We start from the raw sequence: 20,678 nt of genomic DNA, 5'->3' as shown, positions 1-20,678 counted from the left end.
CCGGGAAGCTCGTTGGATCGTGTGTGCATTACCTCGAGATGTCGTGGGGGGTCAGAATTGAGCCGTACGGTGTCTCGAGTGCTGCGAGAAGCTGTTGCTCCTCCCCGACGGCATCTGCGGGGAGGAGGAGTTCAGGGTCAGTCGCTGTCACCGTTTCTGATAGCAACTCTTGATGTCCCCCTGAGCCGTACACGTGCATTCGGAAGGCGGGCGTTCCGGAGCGGAGTTGAGGAAGGCCGGTAGCTGCAATTCGCAGGCCGCCCGCGTCGTCGGGTTGCGCCGAGATCAGCGGTTCGGTGCCCTCTACCTGTACCCAAGCGGGCACCGAGATCGGGCCCCACGGTGATTCGATCCGGGTGCCCTGGGGCCCCCGAGCGAAGATTTCGGGTTCGTCGATGATGTCGGCGCCGGGGACGACCGTGTCTTCGGGTGGGTATTGCACGGCGACTGCCAGTCCTGCACTGGACCAGGCTGGCACCTCAATTGTCACCTGGGCGGTGAATACGGTGGGGTCGGCCGCCGACTGGGTCAATGGAGTGGTGGCGACCTGGGGCCAGAACCATGGGTCTCCGTCTGTGGATGCTTCGACGATGCGGGCTCGAATCGGTTCGTGTGCGTAGCGATTGAGCACCGCGGATTGAACGCCGCGGACGGTGACCGTGGCGGTGACCGGGGTGCTTGTTTCACCTGGGTCGCCCACTGGGGCCAGGGTCAGCTCCGGTGTGGGAGGGACGTCGTCGAGTGGCACGACAACGAACGCTGGCTTGGCTGAGGTGAAAGGTGCTTCCACGCCGTCGCGCACGATTCGACCAGCGGTATCTACTTCGGCAGTCACTGGCACCGCCCGCACTGCGAGGATATCGACGGTGCCGGCCGGTATTTCCAGTCGGGCCGTGACCAGCCCAGATATCACGGGCACCGGCTCGGGCAATGCCAGCATCGATGCCTGGCGCGCTGTGTCCGCGCAGTGCTCATTGAGTTGTTGAGCGCGGGTGGATCTGGTGCCGGGGCCGGGTGGGGGGATTCGTGCGGCTGTGCGCAGCGCAGATTCCGATGCCAGATAGAGCCGGTACGCCCCGCTGTGGCTTGGGGCGCGCACGGTCAGTGTCACTGACACGTTCGGATCGGCCGCGCGACGCGATGTGGCCAGCATGTGCGGTGCGACGGTGGGTGGCCGCAGTGGCCGCGCGTCATCTAAGTCGATGACTAGTTCTTCTGTCTTGGAGGGTGTTCCGTTGCTGTCCTCCACATAAGCCTTGATTGTTGTCTGCTGATGCTGACCAGGAACTGTTGGCGGTGCGGGGAACTGTCCCCGTACCTGCAGTGCCGCGGGATCCGGTTCTGCAGGTACGAGGCCGGCGATTTCCAGTGCGGGTCGGGCGGTCCCGTTGGTGGTCCATCGGATGCGTTTTAGCGGCAGGGAGCCGGGCAGCGTCGCCGGGGGTACCCGGAAAAGCACGTGGACATCTCCGGGGGATGCTGCCGGTTCTCCGGCGGGAGGGTTCTGACGGTCAAGTCCGGCTTCGATGGTGGGCGGGGCCGGCGCGGGTGGTGCGGGCGGATTTATGGCATCGGTGCTGGCCGCTTCGCCCCACCGCCCGGTCCAGTCGCTGAGGGCCAGTGACCAGGTGACAGGCACTGCCTGCGCGCGGTCTGGGACTGCTTGGCTACCTGACAGTGTGGCCGTGCCTGTGGTGTCGTCCCATCCGGGCAGTAGCGGTGCGGCGAGGCCGGTGTCGCCGGCCTCTGGATGGAGAGTGGCGGGCGATGGGTCGGTACGCTGGAAGGCGACCGGCGCGCGAGGTATTGGTCCGTGCAGTGCGTAGGTCGTGGTCGGTTGTGCACCGATAGCGATCGTATGCTCCCACCTTCGCGGGTGGTCAGGTGCCCACAGTGGTCCGGATCCGCCTGGTACGCCGCCACCTGTGGGGGCGCCTGTTACATGTGGCTGCACTGGCCGTGCAGGTGTGATCTCTGAGCAGTAGGGCAAAGGTATGTGTGCCAAAAGAACGTCGGGCTGGCCGAATTCGGGATGCTCTGGCCATCCTTGGACTTCTTGGAGAAGGTTCAGGTAGCTGCCGCCAGCGCCGATGCGATCATCGTAGATGCCATCGTCGCCAGCGTTTCGTACGGTGGGGGCGCCTGCGGGCAGCCGGCGGGAGTAGACGTGGAGCGGCACAGTCGCGACGAGAAGGCCGTGCTGCTGGGCTTCTTCGACTACTCCGTGCGGCAGCGTTCCGGAGCGGCCGAGCCAGCGGGCGATTCCAGGGTCTAGGGCGCCTATTGCCAACGCCGCGGGCGCGGCCTGTGTCGCTACGACTCGGTAGGGGTTGCCTGCCGCAGTGTTGGCGCCCTCGATGAGTCCCCGGGCGTCCGTGCTGAGCGCCTCGTAGGCCTTGCGTAACCAGCCGCTGACGGAGCACTCCGTCATCACGCCGTCCTCGTCGTGGCTCTGAGCGCGGGCGATCCGGTCGACACGGTCCAACTCTTCACCTGGCCCCCAGGGCCCGCCGGGGTCGGTCAGCGAGTAGGGCACCGACCGATACGGCGCGGCGCGCTCGATTCGTTGCTGCCAGTGGGCCGCATTTCCCGCAGCGACATAGCCGCGCACGGGGATGGCGTCTTCGGGTATCGAGTGGACCTGCGGCTTGCCGAGGATGTCTCCGATGTCGCCGACGAACTCGGCGGGCAACGCGTAGAAGGTGGATTCGATGATGCGGCCGTCGCCGGTGACCACGAGACCGGCCATGTCGTGGCCTGCCACTGCGTAGGGTTCGCGATCTCGTGCCGAGAGTTCCACGTAGCCTCCGCCCACTGTGATGCGGCCGGAGATCGCGGCGACTCGGATGTTGCCTTCACCCTGTACGTAGGCCCATCCGATGATCGCACCGGGCGGAGTCCGTGGCAGAAGCAGCACCGGGGAATCAGGGGTGACCTGCCGCCCAGGTTCTGGTTGCTGACCGGTGGCGGCATCCATCACACTGACTGGCTTGGGATCCTCGAACTGTATGTGGCGCAACAATACTGGCCCTGCAGGAAGATCGGCCGAGCCCCCGGGAGTGATACGCCAGTACAGGCCGTCGGGCACGCTGTCCTCCTGGTCAGCGGCGATGTAGGCCGCCTCGCCGAGCGCAACGGTAGACCGGCAGAACACACTCATGCTTGCACCGCCTTGATCGGTCCCTGCAGGAATCGTGGTTGTGGTTCGACCCGCGCTTTGCGTTGGAAGGGTGCACCTTTGTCGTCTGCGGCGAGGGCCAGCGGAGCCGGGCCGGGCAGGGTCGTGGGGTGTTGGCGTAGCCACAGCGCCCGAGTCCCGGGCAGGGAGCTTCGCTGGATCGGGAACACTTCCGCGTTAATGGCCGCGTTGTGGATGCACATACGTCCGGGTCGGTTCAGCGGTTCGGGACTTTCCAGTAGCAACCCGGCCACACCCCATTGTCCGGCTGTTCGCGCCCACAGCACTGTGCTGCGCGGTTGTGTCACCGGCCGCAGTGGCGGCAGGCCGATCCCGGCGAGGGTCTGTTCGAGTTCGGCGTCGTCGGTGATTGCCCCGTCAGTGAACCCAGCCAATGCTGCGGGGTCGCCGTCACCGCCGGCGCCGATCGCCAGATCGCCGTGCGCGGTGGGTGTCGAGGCAAGGGCGACGGTGTCGGATCCGAAGTTGAATGCCTCGATCAGTTCCACCGGTCCGCGGTAGGCGGAGGTGGTGAAGGTGATGCCGTCGAGTTCGGGGTCACCGGGTTTGAACGCCCGGCCTGCCAGCGGCAGCCCGACCGATAGCTCGTATGAGGTTTGGGGTAGCAGTGGCAGTGTTCCGTTGAGCTCGCCGCCGTCAGGTATCGCCGGGCAGCCGACCTGTGCGGCTGCGGCACCGAGGAGGTCGGCGGCCGACAGTTCGGATCCGTGAACACCGTTGTTTAGCACCGCTTCCAGCAGTTCGCTCGACAGGAAGGTGTGGTCGCTTTCGCGTTGGTCGGTGCGCCGGGCGGCCAGCCCGATATCTCGTCCCAGCTTGGCGACAAGGTGCGCGATGTGGGGCGCCCGGAACGTCGCCGCCACCGGGTCGCCTGTGAAATGGAACTGTTCGTGGTCCGCGGGCGTGTAGCCGGTCAGGTAGCGCGACAGGAATCCGGGATCGAACCGGTCTACTCGGGCGAATCCGGCTTTGGCGGTGGCGATTACGTTGTTCTTCTTCCAGGGTGCGGCCACGGTGTCGCCCCATTCGGTGGCATCGGCGGCTGCGGGTCCGCCGGTCTGCGCGGCCTTGGCTTTGGGGTCTTTCTCCGCGGTGCGGAAGAACCAACGCATTGTGCGCGAGTCGGCCTCGGTGGGAGCTGTCGTGCCGTCCACGCGATCGTGATAGGCCACGGTGACGGTGATGCGGTAGCGGCTGTCTGCATCGAGGACGAGCCGCCCTGACCCGTCGACCAACGTCTCGGGTAGCAGCCCGGCCAGCGCTGCGGAATCCGACCCAGCGGTGGCCGCGTTGTCGACCATGTAAGCGGATACGGCCCATAGACCGAGAATGGCTATTGGCTGCCACGACTGCGCACTCAGTTCGACCGCGGTGGCACGAGAATCGCCGGCGCGTGCCACGATGATCCGCCACAAGCCATGTGGGCCGTCAGCCGCCTCGATGTCGACTGACCGGGTGCCGTCGGCCGTGGCTACTGTCGCCGTCACCCGGTCTGCGTCGCCGGTGTCGATGAGCAGGTAACCCTCGGCGACTGGCTCACGGAACAGAACCGTGTGGCTGGCCGTTGGCGGTTGCTCCTCCTGGACTGCAGCGGTGCGGCCCCACAAACGCAGAGCGCCGTCGAACGATGTCGCGTCGACCTCGATCGGATCGGCGAAGCTGACGACGCCGCCGTCGTCGATCAACCCGGTGGCGGCGACGCCGGCGAGCAGTTCGACCGGATTGTCGGCCGGGCTGATCACGTCGAATCCGACACCGCGGGTGAACGTCGGCCAGCTGGTGGGGGACCCGACGAGGAGGCTCTCGCGCGCCAGCGTGCGCCACGACCGGGGCTCGGGCAGTCGACGGGCGTCGGCGCCGAAGGTCCACGCCCCTCCGGCGCAGGGATCCCGGTGGCACGCGTCGGCGGCGTGCACGACATTCGGCGGGATGCTGCCGTCGGCGGGGGCGGCCTGGTGTACCAGCGACAGGCCCTGCTGCACAGTCAACAGTGCCAGCTGCCGCTGGTCGGAGGTGAGCGCCGGTGGCGCGTCAGCATGGAGACTGGAGGGGATTTGCCAGGCCGACGCAGCGTCCAACGGCACTGCCTCGGCGCCGGCCGGGGTGATCTTCTCGAGCAGCACTTGAGTGAGGTGCCACTCGTGCTGGAAGCGCCCCGCCCCAGACAGGCCAGCGTGAACTTCGTTTCGTACTCCGGCACCGGCATCGACTACAGGCGCGATCGGGAAGGTCAGCAGCGGGATGGTGTCGGGCCACACGGTCAGGGTCGAGGCCCACCCGGCGGAGGGTGCGTCACCGTTCTCAGCGGTCAGGTGACCAGCCGCCGGCTTGTTGGGGTCGGTAAGCAGGCGGCCGATACCGTCTGCCAGGGTGACAGTGGGCAGCGGCCAGGGGTCGGGCGGTGGCGCCTTCGTCAGCGGTTTGGTGTCGCTGCCGATTTCGATGCATCCTTCGAGTTCGGTGAAGAACAGGTCGACAACGGCACACACTTTGAGGTGCAAATCGACCTGATCCTCCGACAGCAGGATGGTCGCTATCGCGGACACCCCGATACGAAATGGGCCGAGTCCGACGCTGCCGTCGAGGCGTCCCTGCGCCCAGATGGTGATCGGTCGGGTACCGATGGCGGCTATCAGGCTGGCTGAGATTTCGGCCCACACTATGGGTTTGGCGCCATACACCTGATGGAAGCCGATTCCGGCGGCGACAGCGAACCCGTCCAGGTGCACCTTTGATCCAGCAAGGTTGTCGATCCCGTTGCCGTGAATCATGAGGAACGCCCAGCCCGACTCGACCTCGAGTGGTCCGAGTCCCGGGAAGACTACGGCCTTCATCGGTCCTGGCGGTCGGGCGGCCACTCCCCCGATCCCTTCGTCGGAACCGAGACGGAGCCACCATTCCGCGGCGTCGAAGTGTCCCGCGGCGGGGATGTCGACCTTCAACAGGTAGGGCACGAGCACGTGCGCCTCCAACCCCACGTCGAGGGCATCCGCGGTAGCCGAGAGACCGCCCAGCACGAAGAGTCCCGGATTCTGTGTGTGTTCGAGGATCTTGTCGCGGTCGCTCAGTGTGTGTCCCTCATGGCGGTCGGTCAGGAATGCCGCATCCAGGCCGACGCGCAGCGCGAAGTCGGGCACTGTGACGCCGACTACGCCGAGGGCATTGGCTGTGAAACCGTCATCGGCGACGGTGCCGACCACAACGGCCGCACCGAGCGTCAGATCACCCGGGCGCGGAACGAGCCCGTCGGGTTCCCACGGTCTCCACTCGAGAAGCGACTTCATTGGGTCGGCCGGCCTGGTTACTGGCAGTGCCGAGTCCGTCCCGATCGTGGCAGCCAACGAGTACAGGCCGAGTCCATTGGAGCCCAACACAATCGGTGCCGGTAGATCCACCCCCGCGGACAGCGTCACCCGCGGCCCGTCGATGGCGACCGCGACGAATCCGTTGACGTGGAGCGGCACGATCTGCGCCCACAACTCCACGTCGAGCGACTGAGTGATCGAGACCTTTCCGCCGCCACGCAGGACACCCGGAAGATCGACCGAGGCGTCCAACCCACGCAACCCGATGTCTGGATCCAGGTTGCTGCCGACGAAGGTGGCTCGAATGGTCGCGCCCGACACTCGAACCGGGCCGAGGTCGACAGTGAACCGCAGATCCACCTCGAACCAGGTTGAGCCGCTACCACCACGGCTGCCGACAACTTCGAACAGGCTGCCGGGCCCTTCGACGTGCCAGCCGCCCGGGTCGACCACATCGGGTCTCGCACCCTGGAGGTCGAGCCTAATCGCGTCCTCGATTGCTCCTTCGGCGACGTCGATGACTGATCGAACGTTGCGCCACCGTATCCGCATGGGGCGCTCCATGCCGATCTTCAGCAGGTCCCCGACCTCCCATTCCCTGGCGCGTACCGCCCCTTCGACGTCGAAAGTCACCGGGACCTTTCCGTCATTGGTGGACGCCTCCAAGGTCACAGCCCGCAGGACCATCCCGCCCAGGGACGCAAAGCGTGGGCCAAGATTGAAATCCCGTGCCGCGGTGAACAGGGCGCCCAGCGCTGCCGCCCCCGCCTCCCGCGCCCGGGCCCCCATCGCTGGGCCGAGTACGGTGGCTACGCCAGCGGCGACCGAAACCTGATTCTCCGACTCGGCGACGCGTACCAGACCATCGGCGCCGTCGGAATCCGCCGTCACCGCGACCTGGATCGCCGCTGGATCGTTAGGCGGGCGGGACGCGGTGACGCGCACTCGAACGGTTTCCGGCACTTGTGGACCCGCATCTCCAAAGGGCGACCCACCACCGGGTAGCTCAAGCACGACCGACATAGCCGTCGGCACCAGGTCAGCCAGCGTCGCATCTGCGTCGAGCCGGAGTCGCAAATCGCCTGAGACGTGCGGTCCGTCCGGCGACGATGGAGTGCGCGGAACCAGTACAGTCACATCCTCGCCACTTTCCACCGAGGAGAGGCTGGCTGGCAACACCAGGCCACTGACGATCGGAAGCGCCGCCGGCGCAATGAACTCGACCGCGCCAAACTGGGCGCCCTGAGCGCTGAGCGCAATCTCGGAACTCGGCAAGGTCAGCCCAAGTCCGCCCGGTAGCAGCATGTGACGCGTCGAAAGCAGCGCGCGGGCTCCGATGCCAGGGATCACCGCCGCCGGACGCGTCGGCGATCCGCTGATCGTGAGATCGCCGACGAAAGAGACCTTCACGGGACCACCGATCGGCGTCATCGAGGCACGTGCCGGTTCGGTGGCCAGTTCGTCGCGACGAGCCTCCTGCACTTCAGCGACGGGTGCGCCCACACCGGCGGCTGCGCCCGTCACCCGAAGTACGAAACCGTCGCCGCCATCGGGCGGTTCGGACAGCACCCAGTTCACTGGGCCTTCGAGTGCGGCGCCCAACGCGCCAGCGATGCCTGCGCCCGTTCCCGTACCCACACCAGAGACGGGCCCCGGGCCTGTGGGCACGGGCCCTGGCGGGAGAGCCACAGAATCCAGCAAGCTCACCACCGCCGACGGCAGGACCGTGCCTCTCGTGATCGGGCTCTGACGGACGACGTCACGCAACGAACTCATCACCCACCCCTGAGGGAAGTGGTGTCAACTACCGTTGTTCCTGCAGAGAGCGGACGACTGCACCAACAGCGTTCGCCATACTGAGTCTGACAGCGTTGAGGCCGACGCGCGCATCAACTTTCACAACTCAACCCAACTCCCACCAAATCGTGACCATCACACCGCATTGGAGTCTCAGTCTCGTCACCTGCAACAGCTGACCGGCCGCCGTAGGAGCCACCACCAAGCCGGTCATCGCCTCGCGCAGCGCGTGCCAGCGCGGGACCGTACGAGCCTGTGCATTCCACCCGGCCCGGCGCACCGGCCCGAACTCGCGAGCCCAGCAAGCAGCTGGCGGTAGCCGGTGGCGGTGGTCGGGAACGTCGCGGCGGCAAGTAGGACACTCAACGCGGTGAGTGAGCCGCAACGTGCACATCCTTGTGCGTATCGACTCCCAGCACGATCTCGGCTGGGGCGGACGGAGTTACCAGCGGCGTCGGGTAAGGCATGCTGGACAAGGTTGTTGGTCTCCGGACGGCTCGGGACGGATGGCCGTCGCCGCGTCGGCGCAGGCGGTCAGGACTGTGACGGTGCCCTGTTCGCGGCAAGGCCCCTACAGAGCCACGCCTGGTCGACCCGACAGCAGCAAGCGCCGCCCCGGACGCGTGGTCGACAGATCAAACACATGGCATCGAGGCCAATCGCAACGCGGGTCAGACCACTGCCCGGGGCGGCACGCGTTCATCCTCACGGTCGTAGCGGGTTGCCGGTCCGCGCCATCGCTTGAGGGTGGCGAAGGGTCGTTCGACGACGTTGCGGCGCTTGTACTTGTCGGCGTCGAACCCGGCGGGGCGGCTACCGCGGCTGCCCCGTCGGAGGCGGTCTCGTGTCTGGTCGTCCGGTTCGGCGACGACCGCTTCGATGCCTCTCGACCACAGATGAGCCCGGTCCGCTTTCGACGTGTAGGCCTTGTCGCCTGCGGGTCCTCGAAGTACGTATCACCCCCATTCCACGAGCGCCTCGAGCGTGGGCCGCAACGCCCGGCCCTGCGCGGTGAGCTCGTAGGCGAAACGCTGCCGATCTCCGGGCTCCTGATACGGAACGCGGCGCATCACTCCAGCGTCCATCAAGGTGTCGAGCCGCGTTGTCAGGAGTTTTCTGGCGATCCTGAGGCGGGAGTGGAACTCCCCGAACCGGCGCGCGCCGTCGAACGCCTCCCGGACGATCAGTAGAAACCAGCGCTCCCCCACCACCGAGAGGGCGCGCGAAGCAATGTCTACGAACAAATGCCAACTTCGATGACGACGATCGCACCGTGCCGTCGCCATACTTGTTGTCACACCACAGGTCAGAGCTCCGCGAAATGCCAACTTCGATGGCAATTCACACATCTTGGCCATTCGTCAGGATGGTTGACCACTCGTGACTCCACGACCGGCGATTGCCTCGGCCAATCGTCGCTGGCTCGGCTTCGAGCCGGGTGCGATGAGTTCGACGATCTCGGACAAAGCCTGCGTTATCTGCTGTGTGTCGGGCATGCGGGGGAGAGTATTCGCTGTCACCGACAGATGTCCGTCCGGGGTTTCCATCACGGCGAAGCAGTGGACCAGGAGAGTGCCGCGTCGCCGAAGCTGGTGTGGCGCAGATGCCTTGGTCGGCGGCGGCGAGGGCGATCCACTCGTTGTAGTTGCCGCATTCGATCACCGATCGGCGTGTTGCTCGACCGGCCGCATCTCCGGGCGGGGTGGTGACACCGGCGTGGAGTCGGGTCGCCGGCAACCAGGCACACTGGTGGCGGTGTCGCGGGCCGGCGACCTGTTGTTGGCCAACTATCCTGACCAATCGCCAACAATGTTGACGAATTCTTCCGCAAGAGGGCGAAGAACGACTCCATCGCAGCGTTGTCGCCGCACGCCCCAACGCGGCCCATCGAGCCACGTAACCCATTGTGCGAGAGTTCATGTACGAAATTACGTGATCGAAACTGGCTCCCTCTGTCGGAGTGGACGATTGTTCCAATCGGGTCGCGTTGGTCGACTGCATTACGCAACGCCGACACCGCCAACGAGGCCTTCATGCGAGAGTCGATCGAGTAGCCGACGATCTTGTTCGAGTACACGATCCTTGATCGCGCAGAGGTAGATCTTGCCTTCGTCGGTGCGGTGCTCGGTGATGTCGGTCAGCCAGATCTCGTTAGGCCGCCCAGCGGCGAGCTGGCGGTCGACGAGGTCGTCGTGGACCGGCGTGCCGGCTTTTCTGTTCAGGCCTCGCTTCTTCGAGAACACCGACCAGATGCGCTCCTGCGAGCACAGCCTGGCGACACGATTCTCGCCGGCGGCGATGCCGTATTCGGGTAGTTCGTCTGCAATGAATCGGTAGCCGAAGGCCGGATCGTCGGCGTGGATGACACGAGCAACGTTGATCAGATGCGCGTCGTCCCAATCACGTTGTGTGACTGGATCTTTCTTCCATTTGTAGAACGCTTGGGTGGAGAATCCGAGAACCCGGCAGGTCACCGTGACGGGCACTCCGTCAGCAGCGAGGTCGAGGACCAGCGGGAACATCATTTTGGGTTGACGTCCCGGGACAGATAGGCGACGGCGCGGCGCATGACCTCGGCTTCTTGCTCGAGGAGCTTGATCCGTTTGCGGGCCTCTCGCAGCTCGGCGGACTCGTCTGAGTCGGTGGACTTCCCGCCTGCGCTGATGCCGTCCTCGCGATCGGCGATCTTCAGCCAGCGGTGCAGGCAGCCCTCGGAGATTCCGAAGTCCTTCGCGATCTGGCGCAGCGGGGCCTCGCGCTTGCGGGCGACCGCGATGACATCGCGGCGGAACTCATCGGGGAACGGCTTCGGCATGGGAAACATCCTTCCACCTGTGAGGAGCAGTCCTCACAGATCAGATGTCAACCAAACCGGGGGCAGTCCCCACCGGCGCCACCATCTACTAGCATCCCCCTGCGTGTGGTCAGCGGGCTTCCATCACGACACACTGAATGAGGTGTGAATCATCGCCCCTACCTGGCCGCCCGGGACGTCCGCGCGAACCGCTACCTCGCCGCCCAGACAAGTCCGCACGTGTTGTCAGTGAGACTGCAGCGAGCAACCAATGCTTCGGAATGTTCATGCGCAACGGATTCTTTGATCGCGGCTCCGAAGTCGTTGTATGCCAACCCTGTCCAGTAGCCTTCGGGAGTTGTACCAATGGCTGGAATCGGATGGTCCGTTCGGGAGCACATGGCGACGTAGAAGACGTTCGTATCGTCTTCGGGGCCGGTATATAGCTCTTCAAAGTCGTCGTCGAGCGGATGCAACGGAGTGTCGGTGGGTATGCCGACCACAGTGATGACGAGGCCAGCCAGACCGAATGCTGCGTTGTGAAACGTATGTGCGAGCCATTCGGCGACCCCCTCAACAAACAGATGCTCGACCCAGTCGTAATCACTCTCCCCCTCGAGGTCAGACCAGTGCGCCCACGAGCTGGCGGAACCAGGGGGGCGTCCCCAGTCTTCCTTGCCGGAATCGACACCTTCTAGGTAGACCTCGAGCAGTTCTGGTGAATACGGCGGAGGGTTGTCGTCTGCAGGATTCGTGAATCCCCATAGGTAGCCGAGTTCGAAGGCTCCCCCTCGATCTGGGTCGTCCGCGTAGGGGTTGTGGGTGGTCATTGACTGTCTCCCACTCTAGTCGTTTTCGATGCGGCCTTGCACTGTCCTTGGCCGACATGAAGGCCAACAATTCAAGCCGGCACTACTCGCAAACCGAGCACGATCTAAGCGACTCATAGGGATCGGCTGTCGTGACCCACGTCGAGCACTCAGCAAACCTCGCCGCCTCGGGTGCCTACCGGCGAGGATCTTTCGCGGTCCCGTCGCTCGAACCCTCCAGTTCGCCACCGAACTTCGCCGATTTCCCTTCGGCGGCATGGTGTGGACTCTACTCGCTGCGGGCTTGCTGCGCACCTGTCTGTCGGTTATCAGCCGACTGCCATGTGTCGTGCCGGGCGCAGCTGTGTGATGAGTTCTGCAGTCCACCAACGAACTTCGCCGATTTCCATTCGGCGGCATGGTGTGGACTCTACTCGCTGCGGGCTTGCTGCGCACCTGTCTGTCGGTTATCAGCCGACTGCCATGTGTCGTGCCGGGCGCAACTGTGTGATGAGTTCTGCAGTCCGCCAAAGCGCCTCGATACGCTCCCCGAAACCAACAGGCCGGCACCAGCAAGCTGCAGATAGCTGAATCTCAGCAATCACGGTTACAACCAAGCGCTCTACTGCAGCATGCTGGCCTTCGGGTGAGTCCCCAGGGGTGGTGTAGATCGGGTTCCCTGAATCGGCGACCGTGTCGGTCCCCGACATGAAGGAACCATTGCATGGCGCTCTGTGAGTCAGCCCAACACCTCGCGGCGCCCGTGCGGGTGTCGGTGCGTTCGTGGCGGTCGGCGCCGATGTGTTGCGGATGGCCGCGGCGGCCATCTCGTACTGGCCTGCCGAGCGCGGCGAGCGCATCCCGGAGGGTATGAACCACGAGAGAAGCGGCCGGGCATGAATGTGGTTACGCCCAGTCGTGCAACATGTTTCATCGCGACTGGTGTGTAAACCAAACAGTCAAAAGAGGAGTACGTTCATGGGTTCTTCGGACGAGCAGCTTGGCCAGATCGCCACCATCGCGGGGATCGGGGCAGTCGGTCTCCCCGCGGTCCGGGCCGGCTCGCGTGTTCACCCAGACGCCGCGTCGATCGCATCCAGCAGGCGGTCCAAGTCAACCCGGCCGCCGCCGGAACGGATATCGGTGCCGGCTGGTTGCAGGTCCGCGAGGCTGGCCAGCACCAGATCCGCGGCGACGCGGGGGCGCACTCTCGCGTCGTGTGTGCGCAGCCCGGAGAGCACCAGTGCGAGTAGGCCTGCGATGTGCGGCGTCGCCATCGAGCTGCCCGGCGAGGAGTAGTACCTGCCCTCGGGCACGGATGACACGATTGCCACACCTGGCGCCACCAGCGACGGGAGAATCCGTGGCGGTTGGCTTGAGAAGATCGACGGCCGCGAGCTGCCGTCCGTCTGTCCCACCTTCACCTGGCTCCAGTCCACCTTTTCGCCGCCGCTTTCGTCCCATACGGCGCCGGTCTGATCGTGAGCGCCGACGGCGATCAGGATGCCGGATGTCGTGTCGCGCGGCGCGGTCAGGTAGTTGCTTGGCGATCGGGACTTGGGTACGCCTGCGGACAAGAACTCGTTGCCCACCGCCGCGACCACGACTACTCCGGCATCGAGTAGCGCCCAGATCGCCGTCGCCCACTCCTCGTGCTTCCCCGGCCAACCCAGCGAAAGCGAGACCACGTCGCAAGCCTGCTCCGTAAGCCACCACAGCCCCGCACCGATGCCCGCCGGCGAGCCTTCATTCGATTCATCCAAGACTCGCGAGACCGCCAGCTCCGCTGCCGGTGCCATGCCGTGAGCCTTGCCTTCGGTTTGCTGGCCGACAAGCACGCCGGCGCAGTGCGTGCCGTGCCAGTGGCCGAACGTCGGCACCGCGTCCGTGTCCGCCAGCATCGCGCCGTCCGCTCCATGCTGCAGCTGCTTCTCCGCTTGCTTATTGAAGTGGGCAAACGCAACCAGCCGTCTCTCTGCCATCAGCGACGCAAACGCCGGATGCGCGCTTTCCATGCCGCTGTCGGAGATGCCGATGCGCACCCCTTGCCCTCGGAACCCCCGTTCCCAGAATCGGGCCGCGTGGAGCCCGGCTGGGCCGATTCCCCAGTTGTCGTCGTTGTCGACGAACCCATTCCCCGCCCCGGTGGGCGGGTCCAGCGGGAACTCGATCGTCACGTTGTCGAAGACATCGCCCATCAGTGCCTGGTTTGCTTCGTCCGCCAGCTCGTTCGGGACGAGCAACGTGTTCGGCGCGATCAGCGTGCCGAAGCCAGTGATCGGTGGAATCATATCCGGCTTGAGCTGCACGAGCCGGTCTCGACCCGGCCGCACGCGGAAGGAACGTTGTTCCTTGGGCATCCCTAGTCCTCCTCGCCCCCGGCTGGCTGCAGGTCCGGCAGTCGGACGATCTGGCCGATCGTTTCCACCGCGGTACGGATCTGGAACTTGATCGCCTCGCACGGGGACTTCTTGGCGCCCATAAACACGCGCGGGTGGGAGCAGCCGCCCATGCACAACGGCAGTACTGGGCACGCAGTGCAGGACGGATAAACGAACGGCGACATCGACCGCCACTGCTCCGCGATCGCTGTTTCCGTCATGTCCGAGTCCACCTGGCGGACGTTACCCATCGCCTCAGCCGCGACACCGACGCTCTCCCAGCAGCGGCTGATATCGCCAGCCGGGTCAATCACGAACATTGTTCCCATTGTGGCGCCGCAGAAGTGCGTCGTTGGCGTCAGCCGCGAGATGAGAGTTCGGGGGGAGTCCGGCAGCATCGGGAATAGGCTTTCCTCAAAGCGGGCGTACTCCGGCCTCTTCATCACCTCTGGGTTTTCCTTGACGGGCGCAGGCGGCTTGGTGCTACTGATGACGTGTAGCGGCAGGGTCTTTACCGGCGGCCTGAAACGCTGGCCATCCGGTCCAGTGACGCAGCCCGCCTCGCCGCCCAGGTCGTCGGTGCGAGCGAGGTTGGCAAGTTGGTCCAGCTTGTATTCGCGCAGAACCTCCAGGATGCGTGGCACGTCCTCGGCATTCCCGCGATGGACGTTGATGCGCAGCTTGAGGTCAAGATGCTGCGCGGCGTGAATCACGTTCCGCAGGATCACGGATGGCTCGCCATGGGGATCGAGCACGCCTCGGCTCTCTCGACCCTCGTCCACAAGCGCATCAAACGAGATCTGCGCCGTGGTGATGCCGACATCCGTCAGCCGCTTCACCATCGCCCGGTCGAGGAGCGTGCCATTTGTGATGATGTCCATCGGTTCGAGTGTTCCGCCGACCTCCTCGATTACCTGTCGCAGCCTTACAGAGAGGTCTACGACGACATCGGCAGCCATCAGTGGCTCACCGCCATACCAGGTGCAATTGACCAACTTCCAGCCCTCAGCAACCCTCGCGCGCACATAGCGCACCGTTGCGTCCTGAGTCTCGGGCGACATCACACGGTCGACGCGGTACTCGTTCTGGTTGCAGTAGGTGCACGCCTTGTTGCAAGCGAGTGTCGGCGCGATCGTGAGGCCGATGGCGTCGCCAGTTGCGTGCCCGCTCTGATAGACGGAGATCACCTGCTGTAGCTCGTCACCGTAATGAAGGAAGCCCATCTCGAGCAGGTCTGGCGTGTCGCCCGTCTCCACCACCGGCTCGCACGACTGGAGCGCATCGCCAACGGCGGCGGAGAGGCGAGCGAAGGTGCCTGTGCGAGCGTTGTAGCCGATCCAGTCATCACCCCGGCGCACGAACGAGTTGTATCGTGACCTCTGCAATTCACCGCTCATGAGGCCGGCCTACTCTACGCCAAACCGGACGATGCAGATGGACTGGCGGGCGCATCTCCCCCCGCAGGGGCTGGCGCCGGTGGCGGTCGAGGCCGGTACAGCCTCGATCTTGTTGATTGTGTATTCACCGTCGGGCACGTCCTGCCCGTTCTCAATGCGCGTGATAAGGAGTGTCTCCACGCCGAGCTTGACGATACGTGTCACACCGGGTTGAGGGTCTGCCGGTTTGGGGTCTGCCGGCTTGGGGTCTGCCATTGCAGTCTCCTCGTAGCTCACTTGTATGTGAAGTCCGGGCGAAACCAGTTTAAGCCCAGCACGTGCTACATGAACGGGGAACGACGCCGAGTGGATCTGTCAACCTGATCTGGCCCCGGTATGTCGGCTCGAACTGGCCCCACCGCTTGTGGTGAGCTGGGGTTCGGGTGATTGGGATGTCCGGGTTGGACGTCGTGGCGTCGAGGGTAACGTCCTGCGCGGGTCGGTCGGGACGACGTCGTAGAGGTCGCCGGCGAGACGGGGCGGTCAGCTCGCGGCTTGGGTAGCGGCCTTGGTTTGAGCGAGCCGGTAACCGTCTGTGCCGGCTTCGATGATGGCGCCTCCGAACGTCAGTCGGTCGACTGATCGCAGCACAGAGCCGCGGGTTCGTGAACGCCTTGGTCCATCCGGAAAACGACTCGTTGGACGCGATCGCCACGGAGTTCTTCTCCTCACGGGAATCGTGCAATGGCCCCTCCTCGCCGAGCGGATTCACCAGCACTGCAACGTAGCTCACTGTATCCGCACGCGCGCCATGGATATGCAATTGCGTCGACGTCACCTCCCAACCGCCAGCACCGACCGGTGTCGGCGGTTTCACGGTGAGGTCCCCACGAGAGCCCGTATTCGGAGCCGATTGAGCTGCGTGTTCGCTCTATCCATGAGTTGCTGGACACTGCAGCCACCCAGCACGGGCAGCGCTCGCAGATGCCGACCGACTATATGACGAGCAACGGCGACGGCCTGCTGCTGTCGGCCGGTGGTGACATCTGCGCGAACTGGGACCTTTGACGTAAAGCAGCGGCGCAGTTCTGCGGTGGGCTAATCCAACGGGCACCGCCGCATCGCTCCGGCGTTCCAGCGCAGACGTCGACCGAGCCCGGGTCCAAGCGGCGGGTTCGCGAACAATTGCCAACGATCTCGACCACGATCGCAGCCGGATGTCGTCACGGTAGTTGTCACACCGCAGGTCAGAGCGCCGGGAAATGACAACAACGATGACGATTCACAGCGACGACAGAGCGACAACAACAGCAGCATCCACTTCGTCGTTCGAACGACGGACGACCGACAGTTCTCGATCCCGGTTGTTGTTGGCGACGGCACCCCATCGGACGGCCCGCCTCTCCTGTCGGTGACCGGAGTCGACCGTGACGAGACGGGACAGCCAGAAGACTACGGAGGCGGCTCGTCAAGTCTGGGCAGCCTCTTCGGTACTGATCCGGCACCTGACGACGGTGGCCCCTCCGATCGCGGGCGGGCCACCGTCGTTTCTTCACGACGCCACCTCATCTTCAATCTGGCGGAACTAATCGGCTTTTGTGAGACCGGCCCTGGCCGATGGCTGCCATGGCCCGATGGGCCACAACTCCTTTAGGAACCAGCGAGACTGCCGAGCGATCCCGCGAGACTCTCGAGCGATGCAGCGGAATCTTGAAGCGATCCCGAAAGCGATCCACTCAACGGCGTCAGCGGACCGCCATTGAAGAGGTCGTACAGCCAGAACAGGATGTCCATAGTTGACTCCATAGACGTTGATGCAGATGACGGTGCATTCGACCACACGCATGGGCTCGACGTCCCGTACGAGTGGAATTCGAAGCGCGAGCCGCCACGTGCTTGATGCGGTCAGTTGATCGGTTCGGGGCAGTAGCCGGTGGTGGCACCGATGGAGTTGATTTCGACGTTCGACCGGAGGGATCACCCGCGTAGTTGATCCGGTTCGTGCAGCGGTACGAGGTGCCGTACTCGTCCTTCGGCGCGATCTGCGGAAGCGGCGTGTAGGTGGACTCCTGCCTGCGGGGCGCGTTGCGATTGGCCTCCACCTCGGCGGCGAGCGCCGCGTCGTGTTGCGCCTGGCAGTAGTCCGAGTACCCGGTGACCGACCCGTCGGACCAGTACGTCTCGATCGGTCCCATTCCATCCTGGCAGCCGATGATGACGGAGGTCGGCTGTTTCTCTACCGGGCTCGGGGGCTGTTGCACCGTGATCTCAACCGGTTCGGGCGTCACGGTCGGCGGTGGCGACTCGACTACTGGCTCCTGTGTGGGAGCGCTCGTCGGCGCAGACGAACCCGTCGTCACCGGCGAAGGCGGATCATCCTCTCCCGCATCGGTTGTACAGCCGATGCGTCCCGCACCCACCAACGCGACCAGCAGTACCCGCCAACCGTTCATGTGCTGACTACCGCGATTGTCGCCCATGCCGTTACGCCGAGAAGCTCTTGGCCGTCGACGCCACCCGCGTAGCCGCGTCGTTGGTCGAGGAACCGCTGCAACGATCGGGTCGGGGCCGCCGGTCACGGCGCTTCCCGTGAGCCCACCACGCGCGCCGGCAATACTGCGAGACGCGCTCCTACCGTCGGCGCGTCCGGATCGTTGAACGCCACCGGATGGAGATCGTCCATAAGTTCTCCGCTCTCACCTACCTGGAGACGGCCGGAATCTCGCGGGCCTGCTGACGCTTCCCGACATCCAGTGCCCGTGTGCAACCGCGTCGTCTGGCGAGGTGTCCGGCGCCGGACGGCCGCGGTGTACTGCCGGTGCCGGAAGTCGACTGCGCGGACTTCGGTACTGGTGTGCACGGGTCTGCGGTAACGACCGTTTCCCGGCGAGCTAGCCCGTCACCGTAGGTGATCAACGCGTGAACTTGATGCCGTAGCCGGATAGACCATCGATCGACAAGCTGTACTCGGCACGTTCAAGCGTGGCCATGGTCCAGCCTTCCTTGACGCTCAACGACTCGCCCACAGGCAGTTCGCCAAATCCAGTGAGGCGGCCGACGTCGCCGTCGCTCACCCACCGGATGCCGTCGTATTCGCCCTGTTCGGCGTTCGTCGCCTGGGTAAGGATCGAACTCTGGTGCAGGGCCAACTCAGGCGATGTGTTCTTGACCGTGATCGGGAAGTAGACGCTCACGGGCTGCAGAGGCAGGTCATACGGGATGATCGCGTCCTCACTCGGCGTGAACTCGACCGGTGCGCCCACGGTGATCTCCAGCTTCACCTCGCCCGACCGCACCGTGTCGCTGTAGATCGCGGTCTGGCCGAACTTGCATGAACTTTCGAATGGGCTCGTCTCACAGATCATCGGGTCAGCCGACGAGGAGGGTTCCGCTTCCCGTTCCGGAGCAGGCTGCGGGGAGGACTGCTCGGCGCTCAAAGCTGCCATGGCGTCGCTGTCGTCTTCCAATAGCGCCGCGAGAGTAAAGATGCCCGCCAGGATGACACCGGCACCGCCGAGTGCGGCCCACAATCGCCAGGGGGGCTTTGGCTTTGGTCGACGGAAGGTCATGGTGGTTCGCAGGCCGCTCTTCTGTTGTGTGACCAGCTCCCAGCCTTCCTGCTGCTTGCTTGTGATCGTTTTCGACTCAGTGCCCCGGATCGCCTTGATCTCAGTGACCTCGTACCGTGTTTCCTCGCCGGTCATGTCTCTTCCCGTCCTTCGATAGCGGTGTTGTGGGTGAACCCGTACCCAAGGACCGGGAATCCAGGTGCACGGTGCAGTTTGCACTATCCGGTTGGCATCCCCGGACGCCATCCAAGAAACGGCCGTTTCTGCTGTCGGATGCGCCAGCTCACAACGTCCGCAGCATCCTTCATCCGTTCCGCAACGCAGGGCGGGCCGGCCGCGCACAATCTGGGCTATGAGTGCCGCGAAGGCTCCGCCGACGCCGATGCTGGCCACGCTCGGCGAGCCACCGGCCGGTGAGGGGTGGGCGTTCGAGATGAAGTGGGACGGCCAGCGCGCCGTCACCGAGGACCGCGGCGATACGGTCCGGTTGTTCAGCCGCAACGGCAACGACATCACCACAGCGTTCCCGGAACTCACCGCCCCGATCGCAGACGCCGCCGACGGCCACGACGTGATCTTGGACGGTGAGGTCGTCACCCTGGATGCGAAGTGCCGGCCATCGTTCAGCCGGTTGCAGCGTCGAATGCACGTGCTGCGGCCGACTATGCAGCTGCGCAACGACTTTCCTGTTACCTACTACGTTTTCGACCTCCTTGCGCTCGACGGTGAATCTACGACCGGCTTGCCGTATCTCGAGCGACGTGCGCTGCTCGACGCCCTCGCACTGTCACGGCGGGAGGTGCAGGTGCCGCCGTTCTGGACCGGTGTCGCCGGCGACCGTATGCTCGCGCTGGCCCGCGAGCACCACCTCGAGGGTGTGGTCGCGAAACGCGTCGACTCGACATACCGGCCCGGTCGGCGGGCTCCGACCTGGGTGAAGACTCCGCTGAGGAAGAACACCGAAGGAATCATCTGCGGCTGGGTCTACGGCACCGGGACCGCCCGAGACGGGATCGGGTCGCTGCTGCTCGGCGCGTACGACGATGAGGGCCGGCTGGTCTACATCGGTCGCGTGGGTACCGGTTTCAGTACTACGACCCGGCGATCACTGCGCGACCAGCTCGCGTCACGCGAGAGGGCAACGCGCCCGCTCGCTACTCCCCCGCCGACTCGGGACGCGAAGGGCGCGCACTGGGTTGAGCCGGAACTTGTCGGCGATCTCGAGTACCGCGAGTACACCCGAGGTAGCCTGCGGCACCCCAGCTGGAAGGGCCTGCGCGACGACAAGTCCCCCGAAGAGGTCGACCTTCCGGGCCGGCACTGATGGTCGTCGCCCCGTGGCGACCATTCAGGTGGAGACAGCCATGTGACGGTGCATGGACGATGAGTGGGGCAGGGCGGCCAAAGGGTTTCCTTGGTTGACCTTCCCCGTTTCCGTTTGGAGTCAG

The 20,678-nt window shown here is 64.9% G+C and carries 10 protein-coding genes and 3 pseudogenes; 2 read left to right on the top strand and 11 right to left on the bottom strand.

The window, feature by feature from the left end; genetic code table 11:
• Positions 1-28: 28 nt before the first annotated feature.
• The 10 genes and pseudogenes from ABTV10_RS25570 to ABTV10_RS25525 form a co-directional block, all read right to left on the bottom strand.
• A complete protein-coding gene (locus ABTV10_RS25570) occupies positions 29-3,160 on the bottom strand; it encodes a hypothetical protein (protein WP_499035685.1) in 3,132 nt (1,043 codons plus the stop codon).
• Positions 3,157-7,395: a hypothetical protein gene (locus ABTV10_RS25565; RefSeq protein WP_499035684.1), complete on the bottom strand. Its 4,239-nt coding sequence runs from the start codon at positions 7,393-7,395 to the stop codon at positions 3,157-3,159. Before ABTV10_RS25565 ends, ABTV10_RS25570 begins: the two co-directional genes overlap by 4 nt.
• 1,577 nt (positions 7,396-8,972) lie before the next feature.
• Positions 8,973-9,236 (bottom strand): annotated as a pseudogene (locus ABTV10_RS25560) (transposase); the annotation flags it as partial.
• A gap of 21 nt (positions 9,237-9,257) precedes the next feature.
• Positions 9,258-9,587, bottom strand: coding sequence for a winged helix-turn-helix transcriptional regulator (locus tag ABTV10_RS25555; protein ID WP_499035683.1), 330 nt, complete (start codon positions 9,585-9,587; stop codon positions 9,258-9,260).
• Between the two features lie 533 nt (positions 9,588-10,120).
• A pseudogene (locus tag ABTV10_RS25550) lies at positions 10,121-11,116 on the bottom strand (IS3 family transposase); the annotation flags it as partial.
• Between the two features lie 191 nt (positions 11,117-11,307).
• Positions 11,308-11,925 carry a hypothetical protein gene (locus tag ABTV10_RS25545; RefSeq protein ID WP_499035682.1) on the bottom strand — a complete coding sequence of 206 codons (618 nt, stop codon included), beginning with the start codon at positions 11,923-11,925 and terminating at the stop codon, positions 11,308-11,310.
• Between the two features lie 1,049 nt (positions 11,926-12,974).
• Positions 12,975-14,264, bottom strand: coding sequence for a S8 family peptidase (locus tag ABTV10_RS25540; protein WP_499035681.1), 1,290 nt, complete (start codon positions 14,262-14,264; stop codon positions 12,975-12,977).
• Between the two features lie 2 nt (positions 14,265-14,266).
• Positions 14,267-15,682 carry a radical SAM protein gene (locus tag ABTV10_RS25535; protein ID WP_499035680.1) on the bottom strand — a complete coding sequence of 472 codons (1,416 nt, stop codon included), beginning with the start codon at positions 15,680-15,682 and terminating at the stop codon, positions 14,267-14,269.
• Between the two features lie 9 nt (positions 15,683-15,691).
• A complete protein-coding gene (locus ABTV10_RS25530; protein WP_499035679.1) occupies positions 15,692-15,937 on the bottom strand; it encodes a hypothetical protein in 246 nt (81 codons plus the stop codon).
• A gap of 267 nt (positions 15,938-16,204) precedes the next feature.
• A pseudogene (locus ABTV10_RS25525) lies at positions 16,205-16,394 on the bottom strand (ATP-binding protein); the annotation flags it as partial.
• 209 nt (positions 16,395-16,603) lie between these two features.
• Between ABTV10_RS25525 and ABTV10_RS25520 the strand changes: the two are divergent.
• Positions 16,604-16,729, top strand: coding sequence for a hypothetical protein (locus ABTV10_RS25520; RefSeq protein ID WP_499035678.1), 126 nt, complete (start codon positions 16,604-16,606; stop codon positions 16,727-16,729).
• A gap of 1,844 nt (positions 16,730-18,573) precedes the next feature.
• On the opposite strand, the gene ABTV10_RS25515 is transcribed toward ABTV10_RS25520, so the two are convergent.
• Entirely contained in the window at positions 18,574-19,365 is a 792-nt protein-coding gene (locus ABTV10_RS25515; protein ID WP_499035677.1) for a hypothetical protein, read from the bottom strand.
• A 217-nt stretch (positions 19,366-19,582) separates the two neighbouring features.
• On the opposite strand from ABTV10_RS25515, the gene ligD reads away from it, so the two are divergent.
• A complete protein-coding gene (ligD, locus tag ABTV10_RS25510; protein WP_499035675.1) occupies positions 19,583-20,554 on the top strand; it encodes a non-homologous end-joining DNA ligase in 972 nt (323 codons plus the stop codon).
• Positions 20,555-20,678 lie beyond the last annotated feature (124 nt).

It is taken from the genome of Paraburkholderia sp. RHO2 (genome assembly GCF_050955445.1).
In the GTDB taxonomy this organism is placed as follows: Bacteria; Actinomycetota; Actinomycetes; order Mycobacteriales; family Mycobacteriaceae; genus Prescottella; species Prescottella agglutinans_A.
The sequence above is the reverse complement of the archived record's forward strand: the minus strand, read 5'-3'. Positions and strand labels throughout refer to the sequence as shown.

Excerpts from the sequence above, each read along its gene's own strand:
- ABTV10_RS25545 (WP_499035682.1), bottom strand. The coding sequence starts at position 11,925 with ATGACCACCCACAACCCCTACGCGGACGACCCAGATCGAGGGGGAGCC.
- ligD (WP_499035675.1), top strand. The coding sequence starts at position 19,583 with ATGAGTGCCGCGAAGGCTCCGCCGACGCCGATGCTGGCCACGCTCGGC.
- ABTV10_RS25515 (WP_499035677.1), bottom strand. The coding sequence starts at position 19,365 with ATGACCGGCGAGGAAACACGGTACGAGGTCACTGAGATCAAGGCGATC.
- ABTV10_RS25570 (WP_499035685.1), bottom strand. The coding sequence starts at position 3,160 with ATGAGTGTGTTCTGCCGGTCTACCGTTGCGCTCGGCGAGGCGGCCTAC.
- ABTV10_RS25540 (WP_499035681.1), bottom strand. The coding sequence starts at position 14,264 with ATGCCCAAGGAACAACGTTCCTTCCGCGTGCGGCCGGGTCGAGACCGG.
- ABTV10_RS25555 (WP_499035683.1), bottom strand. The coding sequence starts at position 9,587 with ATGGCGACGGCACGGTGCGATCGTCGTCATCGAAGTTGGCATTTGTTC.
- ABTV10_RS25535 (WP_499035680.1), bottom strand. The coding sequence starts at position 15,682 with ATGAGCGGTGAATTGCAGAGGTCACGATACAACTCGTTCGTGCGCCGG.
- ABTV10_RS25530 (WP_499035679.1), bottom strand. The coding sequence starts at position 15,937 with ATGGCAGACCCCAAGCCGGCAGACCCCAAACCGGCAGACCCTCAACCC.